12 protein-coding genes are annotated in these 13,472 nt (G+C 54.5%); 3 read left to right on the top strand and 9 right to left on the bottom strand.

The annotated features are described in order from the left end of the window. Positions 1–42: 42 nt before the first annotated feature. Positions 43–1,278, top strand: coding sequence for a peptidase T (gene pepT / locus NYE48_RS10580; RefSeq protein ID WP_212951542.1), 1,236 nt, complete (start codon positions 43–45; stop codon positions 1,276–1,278). Beyond that, positions 1,275–2,114, top strand: a complete 840-nt coding sequence (locus NYE48_RS10575) for a class I SAM-dependent methyltransferase (RefSeq protein WP_373316244.1) — start codon at positions 1,275–1,277, stop codon at positions 2,112–2,114. Before pepT ends, NYE48_RS10575 begins: the two co-directional genes overlap by 4 nt. A 186-nt stretch (positions 2,115–2,300) precedes the next feature. Here the strand turns inward: NYE48_RS10575 and NYE48_RS10570 are convergent, their stop codons facing one another. The 9 genes from NYE48_RS10570 to NYE48_RS10530 all read right to left on the bottom strand — a co-directional run bounded on the left by NYE48_RS10570 (position 2,301) and on the right by NYE48_RS10530 (position 11,860). Beyond that, the gene (locus tag NYE48_RS10570) at positions 2,301–3,452 is read right to left on the bottom strand and encodes a glycerate kinase (protein WP_340998455.1); all 1,152 of its coding nucleotides are present in this window, start codon (positions 3,450–3,452) and stop codon (positions 2,301–2,303) included. 84 nt (positions 3,453–3,536) lie between these two features. Then, complete coding sequence (locus tag NYE48_RS10565; protein ID WP_036710239.1) at positions 3,537–3,980, bottom strand: threonine/serine exporter family protein; 444 nt, start codon at positions 3,978–3,980, stop codon at positions 3,537–3,539. Between the two features lie 9 nt (positions 3,981–3,989). After that, positions 3,990–4,748, bottom strand: a complete 759-nt coding sequence (locus NYE48_RS10560) for a threonine/serine exporter family protein (protein ID WP_340998454.1) — start codon at positions 4,746–4,748, stop codon at positions 3,990–3,992. 344 nt (positions 4,749–5,092) lie between these two features. After that, entirely contained in the window at positions 5,093–7,255 is a 2,163-nt protein-coding gene (locus NYE48_RS10555) for a glycosyl hydrolase family 18 protein (RefSeq protein ID WP_340998453.1), read from the bottom strand. Positions 7,256–7,694: 439 nt separating this feature from the next. Further along, on the bottom strand, positions 7,695–8,216 hold the full coding sequence (locus tag NYE48_RS10550) for a GNAT family N-acetyltransferase (RefSeq protein ID WP_340998451.1): 522 nt from the start codon (positions 8,214–8,216) through the stop codon (positions 7,695–7,697). Between the two features lie 784 nt (positions 8,217–9,000). Next, on the bottom strand, positions 9,001–9,492 hold the full coding sequence (locus NYE48_RS10545; RefSeq protein ID WP_036713677.1) for an 8-oxo-dGTP diphosphatase: 492 nt from the start codon (positions 9,490–9,492) through the stop codon (positions 9,001–9,003). A gap of 109 nt (positions 9,493–9,601) precedes the next feature. Continuing rightward, positions 9,602–10,111 (bottom strand): hypothetical protein, encoded by a 510-nt coding sequence (locus tag NYE48_RS10540; protein WP_212951566.1) that lies wholly within the window; start codon positions 10,109–10,111, stop codon positions 9,602–9,604. 595 nt (positions 10,112–10,706) lie between these two features. Beyond that, positions 10,707–11,228 (bottom strand): DUF4241 domain-containing protein, encoded by a 522-nt coding sequence (locus NYE48_RS10535; RefSeq protein WP_340998446.1) that lies wholly within the window; start codon positions 11,226–11,228, stop codon positions 10,707–10,709. A gap of 128 nt (positions 11,229–11,356) precedes the next feature. Further along, the gene (locus NYE48_RS10530) at positions 11,357–11,860 is read right to left on the bottom strand and encodes a GNAT family N-acetyltransferase (protein ID WP_212951634.1); all 504 of its coding nucleotides are present in this window, start codon (positions 11,858–11,860) and stop codon (positions 11,357–11,359) included. A gap of 229 nt (positions 11,861–12,089) precedes the next feature. On the opposite strand from NYE48_RS10530, the gene NYE48_RS10525 reads away from it, so the two are divergent. Further along, positions 12,090–13,358: an MFS transporter gene (locus tag NYE48_RS10525; RefSeq protein ID WP_212951571.1), complete on the top strand. Its 1,269-nt coding sequence runs from the start codon at positions 12,090–12,092 to the stop codon at positions 13,356–13,358. Positions 13,359–13,472: the final 114 nt, after the last annotated feature.

Here is a 13,472-nt window from a genome sequence, read left to right as displayed (position 1 = left end):
AGTTTCCAAGCATCCCCGACAATAAAAAAGGAGCTGACGAATGTGAAACAGGAAATCATGGAACGTTTTATTTCCTATGCCAAAGTGGAAACGCAATCGAACGAGGAAAGTCCGACTTGTCCTTCCACGCCGGGTCAATTGAACCTCGCCCGCATGCTGGTCGATGAGCTGAAAAGCATCGGGATGCAGGAGGTGACCATGGACGACAACGGTTACGTCATGGCGACGCTGCCTTCCAATACGGACCGCGACGTGCCGACGATCGGTTTTTTGGCGCATGTCGACACCGCTACCGACTTCACGGGGGCCGGCGTGAACCCGCAAACGATCGAAAATTACGACGGCGGCGACATCGTCCTGAATTCCGAGCTGAACGTCGTGCTGTCGCCGAAGCAATTTCCCGAGCTGCCCGCCTATAAGGGACATACATTAATTACGACGGACGGAACCACCCTCCTCGGGGCCGACGACAAAGCAGGCATTGCCGAAATCATGACCGCCATGGCTTACCTGATCCAACATCCCGAGATCAAACACGGCAAAATCAGGGTGGCGTTCACGCCTGACGAGGAAATCGGCAGGGGTCCCGAAAAATTCGACGTCAAAGCGTTTGGGGCGGATTTTGCCTACACCATGGACGGCGGCCCGCTCGGCGAGCTGGAATACGAAAGCTTCAACGCCGCCAAAGCGAGCATTACGATCAAAGGCACCAACGTCCATCCCGGCACGGCCAAAAACAAAATGGTCAACTCGATCAAAATCGCCATGGAGCTGAACGGCATGCTTCCGGCCGAGCAAGCTCCCGAGCATACGGAAGGATATGAAGGCTTCTATCACCTGCTGAGCCAAAACGGCGATACCGAGCGCACGAAAATGGAATATATCATCCGCGATTTTGACCGCACGGAATTCGAAAACAAAAAGGAAAACCTGAAGCGGATCGTGAAGCAGCTGCAGGAGAAATACGGCGAAGAACGGATCGTGCTGGAGATGCGCGACCAGTATTACAACATGAAAGAAAAAATCGAACCCGTCAAAGAAATCGTCGACGTCGCTTATGAAGCCATGGAAAGCCTGGGCATCAAACCGATCGTGAAACCGATCCGCGGCGGCACGGACGGCTCGCAGCTGTCCTACATGGGGCTGCCGACGCCGAACATTTTTACGGGCGGCGAAAACTACCACGGGAAATTCGAATACATTTCGGTGGACAACATGCTCAAAGCGGTTCGCGTGATCGTGGAAATCGTTCAACGCTTTGAACGTCGCGGCGCATGATGCAGATCCCCGAAGGCAACCGTCAAAGCAATGTCGACCGTTTCTCCGGCTACAAGGATTTGTATGACCAGCACCGGCCTCGCGCGCCGCGCGAAGCCGTCCGGATCCTGACGGGATATTTGCGGCATAAGCCCCGCCTCGTTCTCGATGTCGGCTGCGGCACCGGGCTGTCCACTTTTGCATGGAAAAACGATGCGGAAACGATCGTCGGCATCGAGCCGAACGACGATATGCGCAGCAAGGCGGAAGAAAAGCTGCGCGCGCTGCAGGCCGAAGACGCTGACGCAGGCAGGATCCGATTCTTGAGCGGGTACTCCAACAAGCTGGAATTTCCAGACGATTCCGCGGATTTGATCACCTGCTCCCAATCCTTCCATTGGATGGAGCCCGTCAGCACGCTTGCGGAAGCAGCCAGGGTGCTGAAGCCGGGCGGCATTTTTGCCGCTTACGATTGCGACTGGCCGCCTTCCGCTTCCTGGGAGGCGGAACAAGCGTACATGGAACTTTTGAACAAAGCCGACCAACTGCTGAAGGAACGCCAGAATAAGCAGGACCAGGCGTATAAACGGGACAAGGAATCGCATCTGGCCTGCATTCAGCAAAGCGGCCATTTCCGTTACGCGCGGGAAATCGTGTTCCATAACCGCGAAACATGCGACAGCAAGCGGTACATCGGCCTTGCACTGAGCCAAGGAGGGCTTCAAACCGTCATCAAGCTAGGTTTTACCGATTTGGATGACGAGTTGGAGCGTTTCCAAGCGCTCGTGAAGGAATATTTCCAGGATCGTACGCTGGAGACGCTGTTCAGCTACAGAATGAGAATCGGCATAAAATAGTCGGGGGCGGGCCGGTTTCGCCCATCGGGCAATGACAAAAAGGCGAAAAACAAGATCCTTGCATCTTGCTTTCGCCTTTTTTGCATGAGCGGGAACTGGAACGGAGCTGCTTCAAGCGGAGCACTTTAGGCGTAATGCGCGACGTTCGCCTGTGAGGCGGCTGCCCGGCACGCCGCCCCGCACCGGCTACACCTGCCTCTGCAGCATGATGAGCCGCATGACGTTTTCAGCCGCGCGCTCCAAATTGTCCTCTCCCTGGCGCAGCGCCGCCTGAAGATCACACGCGCCGGAAAGTATGCCGAATACGGCTCCGATTCCTTGTTCGTACAGTCCGTCGATGCCTTCGCCGATCCGGCCGGCAAACGCGATGACGGGTTTATGATGTTTTGCGGCCACTTTCGCCACGCCGGCGGGCGTTTTGCCGAACCGGGTCTGGCCGTCGATGCTGCCTTCCCCCGTCCAGACCATGTCCGCCATTTTGACTTTCTCCTCGAGTCCCGTCAGCCGGGCGACCAGTTCAATGCCTTTTTCCAGCTTTCCGTTCAAAAACACCATCAGTCCGGCGCCCAAGCCGCCCGCGGCCCCCGCGCCGGGCACATCCGCGATATCTTGGCCCAGCTCCCGGCGGATGACGTCGGCATAATGCCTCAAATTCCCATCCAGCATGGCTGCCGCCTCGGGCGTCGCACCTTTTTGCGGACCAAACACATGGGACGCGCCTTCCGGGCCGCACAGCGGATTCGTCACGTCGCAAGCCACCCGGATCTTCACCTTCCCGATTCTTGGATCGAGTCCGCTTAGATCGATGCGGGCCAGCTTATGCAGCTCCCCTCCTCCGGGCCCAAGCGGCAGCCCGGCTTCGTCGAGCAGCCTGCCGCCGAGCGCTTGAAGCATCCCCGCTCCGCCGTCATTGGTCGCGCTGCCTCCGATTCCGATCAGCAGGTTGTCGATCCCATGATCCAGCGCAGCTTGAATGAGCTGTCCGGCCCCATAGGTCGTCGTCAGCAGCGGATTTCTCTCCGATTCATGAATCAGGCCGATGCCGCTGGCGCTCGCCATCTCCAGCACGCCGGTTTTCCCGTCGCCGGAAATCCCGTAATAGGCCTCCACTTCACGGCCTAACGGTCCTTGGACCTGGAGCGGATACAGCGTCCCTCCCGTCGCATCCACGATGGACTGCGTGGTACCTTCCCCGCCGTCGGCCATGGGGACATGAAAACAGCGCACGCCCGGGTTCACGCGCCGGATTCCGCGCTCCATCGCCGCGCAAGCCTGCTTGGCAGTCATGCTTTCCTTAAAAGAATCCGGCGCAAGCACGATCGCCTTCACATCGTTCATTTGGCGTCCTCCTCCCGTTTCTAACCCATATGGCATCGAGCATGCCATGCCCAAAGCCTCTCCAGAACAAGATCTTCCGCGGTTTCATGACGATTTGTTAGCACGGATCTTCCGGATGACCTGGTTGGTCACCTCGGACAGCAGCAGGCCAAGCGCAATCGCGCCGGACATCATGAATGCGACCGCTCCCGACTGCACCGCCTGGTCGTATTGGTTTTCGACCGCGCTTCGCATCGCGTCATACGCCAATCCGCCGGGAACGAGCGGAATAATGCCGGACACGCTGAAAACGATGATCGGTTTCCGGTATTTTTTCGCAAAAAAGTAGCTGATCATCGTGACGCAGTAAGCGGCGACGACCGTTGCCGCAAGTTTTTGGATGCCGATATCCTGGAGCCATATGTACAGCACCCACCCCACCATGCCCGCCAGCCCGCACTGCCAAAGCGCTTTTCTGGGGGCGTTAAAAATCATGCCGAATGCGGCGGATGCGATGAAGCTCGTGACGGTTTGTTCGATATAATACATCATGACCCCCTACTGAAACGACAGCATAAACGCGATTCCCGCGCCGATGGCAAAGGATGTAATGAACGCTTCGGCGCCTTTGGACAAGCCCGAAACGAGATGGCCCGCCATCAAATCCCGGATCGCGTTCGTAATCAACAGACCGGGAACGAGCGGCATGACGGAGCTGATCACGATGATGTCCCGCGCCTGCCCGAATCCGTATTTGACGAAAAGCACCGCGCATAACCCGATCATCGACGCGCCCGAAAACTCGGCGAAAAACTTGACCGGGATCAACCGGTGCAGCAGCACCGAGCAGTAGTATCCGATGCCCCCGGCCAACATGGCGGGGATGAAATCGGACCACGTGCCCTGGAACATGATCAGGAAACAGCCGCTGGCCAAGGCGGCCATGAACACGTTCAGCCATAACGGGTAAATGGCCCGCGTGCGGTCGATTTCCTGCAGTTCCCGGTAGGCTTCGCCGATGGTCATCCCCCCTTGGCTGATCTTGCGGGACAACGTGTTGACCCGGTCGATTTTATACAGATTGGTTGTCCGCTCCGTGATCCGGTTCAGCCGCGTCATCGGCTGCGGGTCTTCCAGCGAAAAAATGATGCCGGTCGGCGTCATATAACTGTGCGTATGGTCGATCCCGTAAGATGAGGCGATCCGCATCATCGTGTCTTCGACACGGTACGTTTCCGCTCCGCTTTGCAGCATGATCTGCCCGGCAAGCAGGCAAACTTTCATGATTTCGCGTTCTTCGCGCAATGAATCCTCCAAAGCTTGCTCCTTTCGCGTCCTGTAAATGGAATTGAAGAATTTACCTACAGTATAATGCCTTTTTCGAATAAAAGCATGGGGATTCCGGCGTTTCCGGCCTGCTTTTCATGAATATTCGGCATTTTGGAGAAATTCGGTACCGCCCACTTCGGGCGAGGAGCGGTAAAACGGCATTCAGCATATCGTTTTAGTCATCCATGGAATGCCGGAAAGCCGGTCCGTCGGAAAGATCTTCCGAATGAACCGGCTGTTCGTTTTTCGCTCCGTTACCCCGTTAGGCCCTTCCTAACAACAAAACTTTATGTTTTTAAGCTTGCAGCCTCCATAATGCCGGAACGTTTGTTTTATTTTTTCAGCCATAACGCAGGCACGTTCGGCGGTTCCCATCCTGGAAGCGAGGTATGCGCAATCCGGCATTGATAGACCGTCCCGCCGTAGCTCACCTCGGCGCCGACGTTATACGCCGTATTCGGCGACCATACGGGGACCGTTCCGGGGGCGGAAGCATCCGTGGTCACGCGAACGGCATTGCTGGCAGGTGAAAGGTTTCCGGCTGCATCCCTGGCTTTTACCGAAAAGGTATATTCGGTTTCAGGCGTCAGGCCGTTGACGGTATAGCTGTTGGAAGACGCGGGTACCGTGTCTGCGAGCGCATCCCCTTGATAGATTTCGTATGCGGTAACGGCAGCGTGATCGGCAGACGGCTCCCACTGAAGCGACACGGTCGTATCCGAATGTGCCGTTACCCTCAGATTGGCCGGAGCTGCCGGAAGACCGGGATCGGTCCCTTGAGCAAGCGTGGATACGGTAAGCGGGCTGCTGGGGTTCGATACGTTACCTGCTGCATCCGCAGCTCTTACCGTAAAGGTATAGGACGTTTGCGGCTCAAGTCCCGAAACCGTATAAGCCGTTCCCGAGACGCGTGTTAACAGAGTCTGGTCCCGGTAAACGTCATACCCGACGACGCCAACGTCGTCAATTGAAGCATCCCATTGCAGGGAAATGGAGTTGGCCGTTTGTGAAGGTGATTTCAAATGCGAAGGAGTCGTAGGCGCGGACGTATCCGGCCGAGTCGAATCCGATCGTAAATCCGAGGAGAGCTGATCGAGCAGTTTCGTGCCTGTGCAGGCGAATTTTGGGCTTGTCCGGCAGTCTTCGCTTAACTCCCAAATCATCGCGCCGCCCAAAGAACGGTTTTTGATATAGGCGGCTTTTGCGGCAATCGACTGCGGATCTTCGTAGCTGATAAAAATCTTGGAGGAAGGATTGTAAAGGTACGGCACTTGACTGGTCTGGCTCCAATACCGGGTAAAGCCGTTTTTGTTCACGTACGCGGCTGCCAAGTCGCCGTAATCGAACATCCCCGTCGGTCCGGACTCGTAATTGTCCCAGGTCCCATTGGGAACGACGCTGCCGTTATAATCCGGCGTGCAAGCTTGGTAGAGTCCGTCGCCACGGGGACCGGGCGCGCAATTTTTCCATCCCCGCCCGTACAACGGAATACCCATGACGATTTTGGAAGCCGGCACTCCGGCATTTAAATAAGCGTTTATGGCCATGTCCGCGCTGAACTTATTGGCAGTATCCGGATCGTTCGGGTCAGAATAAAGGCTGGCGTTGTGATTCGTGGTTTGTTCCCAGTCGCCATGGAAATCGTAGGTCATGATATTGATCCAATCCAGTATTTCCGCGATGGCGTCCAACTCGGTCGTCGAAGCGTAAGACGGATTGGCGTGGCCCGCGATCGTCAGCAAATAGCTGCGTCCGTCCTGGGCTCCCGCGGCTGTCAGCTTTTCCCGCGTTTCCCGCAGCAGCAGCGTAAAATTATGCTTGTCCTCCGGACGGGTGCTGTTGTCCGGCAAACCGCCTTCCACCGGGTATTCCCAGTCAATGTCGATCCCGTCGAATCCGTAGGCACGGATGACTTGAACCGCCGAATTGGCGAAATTGGAGCGTGCAGCGGGATCGGCAGCCACGTCCGAAAAATGGTTGGACCAGGTCCAACCGCCGACCGATAGAAGGGTTTTCAGGTTGGGATTCGACTGCTTCAGCTTGTTTAGCTTATAAAAGTTGCCGCATTTGCCTTTTTCGCAGTCCTCCCATTCCAAAGGCACGCCTTCGTTATGATTGACGTCCGCCCATGGATCGCCCAACACGATGGCGCCGTTAGGCACGTTCCCCGTTTGGGTCGGAACGCCGGCATCCCTGCAATTCCACGTCGTTTGGTTCGGATTTCCGGGATCGTTTGACGGGTTGCCGTGTTTGCCGTTCCAGCATAAGTCCGCAAAAGCGTAATTCAGGTGGGTAAGCTTCGACGCATCGATATGCTCCACTTGAAAATTGGGGTCATACATGCTCCAGTTGGTAAAATAACCGACAACCTTGTAGGCCTGATCGGCGGGTGCCGCCCGCACTAAGCCCGCTCCGCCCGGTCCCCATCCGGTCAAGGCAAGCAGCAGGCTGAACCAAACGGCAAGCGCCACTTTTCCCCATTGCCTTTTTGCCATTTCTCATCCTTCCTTCGCTTCAATTTCCGCTCCCCACGCCAGGTTCCGGATTTGGGCATGCGGCCGGAATGCACGCGTTCGCTTTAGAAGTGGAAACTGCTCTTTTCACCTCCCTTCATGGATGAGACGATGGTTGTTGCCGAATCAAAACCAAAATTAATACGCTTTCATTTTCAAGCTTTCAAAAAGGACAGCTGTTGAAGTTGTCCTTTGTCTCCTGTAACCAATTCGTTTACTTTTGTGTTTTCATTTTAATACCAATTTTTGTAAGTATCAAGCTTTAATTTAGTATTTATAGTCATTTTTTAAATAAAATACTATGTCCAAGCAAACAGACGCATCATGAAGGATCGAGATCCTGCGTTTTGCAAATCTCAAACAGTTATCCGGACGATAGACCCCATGGCATGCCTTTTCAAACTCCGTTGGGAACGACCCGTCAGTTCGATTCCAGATCATCCCAAGCCAGGCACAGCTCCGGCACGAATTCTCCGCCGATCTGCAGCTGTTTCTTCATGAGAAACCGCCCGCCCATTTTTTCGTAAAACTTCACGCTCGGATTTTCTTCCAGCACCCAGACCAGCATCGAGCGATACCCCTTATCTCGAAAATAACCGACCATACGCGTCATCAGTTCCCGGCCGTATCCGCGTCCTTGCGCTTCCTGAAGCAGGTAAAGGGAATAGACTTCCGCTTCGATATCCAGATCTTTTTCCCGGCTTGGTCCCCCGTTGATAAAACCGGCTATCCGGCCGGACGGGCTCTCCAGCACCAACGTAGCCGACCCGTTGTCCGAGGCGAAGACTCGCGTCCATAATTCGATCCTCGAGTCGAGATTCAGGCTGTCGAGGTAATGATCCGGCACGATCCCGCGATAGGTCGAGAGCCAGCTGTTCAAATGCACGTCCGCTAAGCCGGGAATGTCCTTCGGGGCGGCGTTTCTAATGATCCAGGAATTCATGCTTCCACCTTCCTCTTTTCAAGATGAGTTTATGAATGATGGTTAAGTTCGAATATAGTTTGCGAGGGGAGGAAAATCAAGTGAATATGTACCGTTTGAACTCGGATGCCCATCAAATAGAAAAACTGCCGATTCACAATGAATCGGCAGTTCCAGCATGAAGCAATGCCCCCGGAATTCCGGGCAGCAGCCGGGGAGATGCTGAATCCCCAAAGATTACGATACTTTGCCCGAAGCATTACCGGCTGCGATTGCCACGGGAGCCGCGAGTGCGTCCTCTTGTCCGGTCGCCGCGCGTGCCGCGGGTACGGTCGCCTCTAGTGCCACGAGTACGGTCGCCACGCGTGCCGCGGGTGCGGTCGCCTCTAGTGCCGCGGGTACGGTCGCCACGCGTGCCGCGAGTGCGGTCGCCTCTAGTGCCGCGGGTACGGTCGCCACGCGTGCCGCGAGTGCGGTCGCCTCTAGTGCCTTCGCCGCGAGTACCCTCGCCGCGCGTGCCTTCTCCTAAAATCTCATCCAACATATGATCAACTCCTTCTCATAGGATTGATATATGTTATGAAGAGAATCTATCATTTGTTATAGCCACTCGCGCATTTCATGCTAGAGCATCCGATTTGAGCAAATTGCCGCGGAGCTAGATGCCATGCCTGATTCAAGCCGCTCCCGATTCTAACTTTGATATGAATGGCAAGGCTCAAATCTTGATATCTGATAGATTGGCGTCTTAGCCCTTATAGGAGGGAAATCGCAAACTCGTAGGAAAAGCATGTAAATAAAACTTTCAAAGCTTTTTCACGCTTTCCTTCAGCGTCTTTTTGTTTTCCATGTCATAGACTTCGTATATTTCGAAAGTGCCTTCCTCGAAAAAAAGCGGGAAACGCCGCTTAAACCAATCCTGCATCGGCAGGGAAGTGGCTTCCTGGATCGGAACCCAGAGCAGTTCGCCTTCCGGCGGATTCTCGAGCAGTTCCCCCTCGAACGAAGTCGCCAAATAATTAAAAACCATGTACCTGTAGTTCGTCGCGGGATCGACGAATTCGTCCAGCCCTTTATAGACCAGGTCTTTGACGATCAATCCCGTCTCTTCGCGCACTTCGCGGATGGCGCCTTCCGTCAAGCTTTCGGGAAACTCCACTTTGCCTCCGGGGCCGATATAGCCCGGAAATCCCCGTTTGCTCGGGCGGTTCAGCAGCAGCACTTTGTCGCCGTCCTGGACGAGACACATCGTATACAAAGCCACCTCGACCGCCGGAGCGGATGTGATCTGCGTCATGATGATTCCTCCGGTTCGTTTAACATGATCGAATCTGTATGTCCATTCTAGCATATTTTTGGGAGAACTTTAGGTTGAAAGTTCCACCTAGCCACTCCAGGCATCCGAATTATGGCTTCGAACCGACGACATTTGCGCCCTCTGTTCCGGTCCCCAGCAGCAGCTCCTTGTCGCGCCGAATTTCTTTCAAAGTCGTAAAGTCGGCAATGGAGCGGTTTAAGGTGACATCCAGCACGACCTTTCCGTTTTTCGTGAAAACGAGCTTATTCAGCGAATCGTCATCCAGGGGATAAGCGCCGAGGAATGTCCGGTCCAGCAAATACCCGATAAAAGAGCTGCTTGTCGTCCATGAAGTTCCAACGATTCGTTCCATTTCACTCTTCGTCGTGTACGGGTGAAAAATATAGGCATGATCCCAATCAACCGGCGTCAGCTCCGATAATTTAAAAGCCGCGCTGCCCTTCATGACGGCCTGCAGACGGCTGACAAATTCGTCCGCTCCTTGGTTGGCCGTTTGCTTCGACTGGAAGGAAGCGTAACTGAATCCAAAAGGGATCAACAGAATGATTAACAGCAGCAAAAGGGGGATGGCCCGTTTCTTTTTGTTCATTTTGTTCATCTCAGGGTCTCCATCGACATATATTCATAAACCCGATTCCTAAATAATTCACAGTATATTCATAGGATATATAAGAATTTCCTATATCATACCTTTTAGCGGCGGCCATTTCCAGCTTTTTTTGAAAAAAAGGGCCGATTTCGGACATGGCAGCCGGGGCCCAAGAGGCCCCGGATATTCGGCACAAAAAAAGGAAGGCGCGATGGCCTTCCCCTTCATCCTTCGGTATGGGTCCTTCGAATTGGGGTCCGCAATCTGGGACCACATCGTAATTTTGATCTTTTCCTTGCCCGCTGCCGCCGATGTCCCTTGGTTCTCCGAATCGCCGCTTTTTCCGCAAGCCGCGGTCGTCAGAACCTTGGGAACCCTTTCCTTTCATGGAACATGGAATATCATTGCTTTTTCATTGAAAATGATGACAGTAGGGAACGAAGGGACAGGTGCCCTCGCACCCTGACTATTGTCGGTTTGCTTTTTGATTTCCTTAAAGAAAAAGAAGACCGGAAACCGGTCTTCTTCGCTGACTTTTCATTATTTTCTTCTTTCGGAATCGGAACCGGACGATCGGGCAGGAACTGGGCTGTGCCTTTCAACCTTAAAGGTCCGCTTCTTTGATAAAGACGATTTTCACGCCGATAATCCGGCCTTCGCCATCGGCAGCGGCATACGCTGCATAGCCTCCGTCGCCAAAGCCGGAATGCGAAACCACGCCCCCGTCCAGCACGCCGGCCTCTGTTTCGCTTCCCGTTATATCGCAGCAGGCAAGATACCACTCGCTGTCCGTCGTATCCGGCTCCGTCGCCTCCGGATCGGGAATGCGGTACTTGCTTGCGTCGAATATGCCCGCCTGCCCGCTGTCCACGCCGACGATGAAATTGCATTTCACCCATTCCAGCCGATCTTGCTGATCCGTATATGCGCTATGGCAAGCGACCAGCTTGGCGCAGGCTTCACCCCAATCCCTCACCTCGGCTTTGTGGACGAAAGCGTCCCAGGCGCCGTTTAACGGGCGGTCCAACACGCCCATAATGATCGTGTCCGGGTCCAGGTCGTAACACGGATCGGCTACGACCATTTTGCCGGATGTGATTTCAAATTGTCCCAATGGAATCATCATGTTTTGTATCCCCTCTCTGTCCCTATCGATGGCGGTATGCTGGTATGTACCATAAAAACATCGCTGTATTATTGAGATTAGCATTCGAAGGGTACAGATTTCAAACTGTTTAGAACAAGCCGGACCGGTTATAACGATATTTCTTTGTAGTAAATAACGGTGCTGTCCAAGCTTCCATCCGCCGCACGGGCAAAATGCGGAATTCTGCCGGCCTCGATGAATCCGAGCGACCGGTACAACGTATTCGATGGGTCGCCCTCCCTCGTATCCAGAACAAGCAGCGTCCTGTTCTCTTGGCGTGCCGCCTCTTCCGCCGTCTCCATCAGCATCCGGGCGATGCCGCGTCTCCGGGCTTCCGGGGATACCATGAGCTTTGCGACTTCCGCGCGGTGTGCGGCATTGGGTTTCATTGCAAGGTGAAGCTGCACTGTCCCTGCCGCTCGGCCATCCTTCTCCGCAATCCATAAACGGACTCCCGGCGACATCACCTGCTCCCAATACTTCTTCGCCTCCTGCTTTGAAAGCGGCGGCAAAAATCCAATCGATGCCCCGTCCCCGACGACGGCGATGAGGACCTCCGACAGCTGCTCCAACAGATCCGCATCAATCGCCGTGACCTCCAAGATATTCATTCGTTCATTCACCGAGTACCCTCCCCTTCCTGGATGAACCTGATCTAATGACGATGCAAGATAACCGTATGTTTCCTTTGATCATAGCCGATCCGGACGGAAAACGGTAGATCAAAGATAAACTGTCTCTTCCCCACGGACATCTTCCATTTTCTGCTTCCCACCGGGAGATCCTCCTGCTACAATGGGGATGACCATACAACGATGACAATGACGGGGGATCGGCAAAATGCATGTACTGCATGCGGTTACATCAGGATGGAAACTTCTCGGCCGCAATATCCGGCTTTTTTTTCTGGCGAATGTGCTGTACCAAATCGGGACGGGCATGTTCTCGGTGCTTTACAACTTGTATATTCAAGCATTAGGGTATGAAGACACGATGAACGGGACGATCGTCAGCGTGCAGTCCTTGGCGACGGCGCTCGTATTTATACCGATCGGGCTGATCGCCGACAGGGCCAGCCATAAGCTGCTGCTTTCGCTTGGCGCGATGCTTACGGGACTAAGCTTTATGGGAAGGGCTTTTGCGAGCGGGGAATCGGGACTGGTGCTGCTGGCGGTGGCCGCCGGCTTGTTTGCCGCCTTTTTTCAGGTGATCGCCGTCCCTTTCCTCGCGGAAAATACGGATAAACAGCAGCGGCTGAAAATATTCAGCTACCACTTCTCCCTCGTGCTTGCGGCGCAGGTGCTCGGCAGCAGCGGGGGCGGCGTTTTGGCGGATCTGCTGCAGCAGGCGGGAATGGAAAAAATCCATAGTCTGCAAACGGTGCTGTTCATCGGGGGCGCGGCAAGCTTGCTGGCGTTTATTCCGCTTTTGTTCGTCCAAAAAACGGCGAAGGAACACGTGCCGGTCGAAACCGTCGTTCCGGAGGCGACAGCCAAACCAGCGGTTCCGGCCAAGGATGACTGGATAGCCATCTGCAAATTCACGCTCGCCCAATTGATCGTCGGAACGGGCTCCGGGCTTGTCGTGCCTTATTTGAACCTTTATTTTACGAACCGTTTTGCCGTTTCGTTATCGGCCGTCGGGATTTTGATTTCGCTCGGCCAGGTGATGACCATCGTATCGATGCTGATCGGACCCACGCTGGCGAACCGGGTTGGCCCCGTAAAAGCGGTCGTGCTGTTCCAAATGATGTCGTTGCCGTTCCTGCTGCTGACCGGTTTCACGAACCTGTTCGTCATCGCGTCGATCACGTTCCTGTTCCGGCAGGCGCTCATGAATGCGGCCAATCCCATCCAGTCCTCCATCATGGTAGACCGGGTATCGGACGCGCGCCGGGGCATCGCCAATTCCATGACCCAAACCGCTTTTATGCTCGGCTGGGCGACGATGGGACCGGTGCAGTCGTTCCTTCTGACCGCCTACGGAACCTATTGGGGATATGCGATCACCTTCAGCATGACCGGGGTTTTGTACATCACCGCGTCGGCGATGTATTATTTTATGTTCAAAGAAGGAAAAACCGCAGCTTCCGAAGCGGCGGCGATGTAACTTCTATTCATTTCTTCTTATTTACAAAGTCGTTTCTGTCAGGCGGAAGGCGATGCCTTCCGCCATTACTATAGAAAAAAAGAAGAGCTAATGGCAAATTTTTTGACCGTTGGC

The organism is Paenibacillus sp. FSL M7-1455, from assembly GCF_038004655.1.
Lineage (GTDB): Bacteria > Bacillota > Bacilli > Paenibacillales > Paenibacillaceae > Paenibacillus_AQ > Paenibacillus_AQ cookii.
Note: the sequence above shows the minus strand (reverse complement) of the source record. Positions and strands in the feature narration are given on the sequence as shown.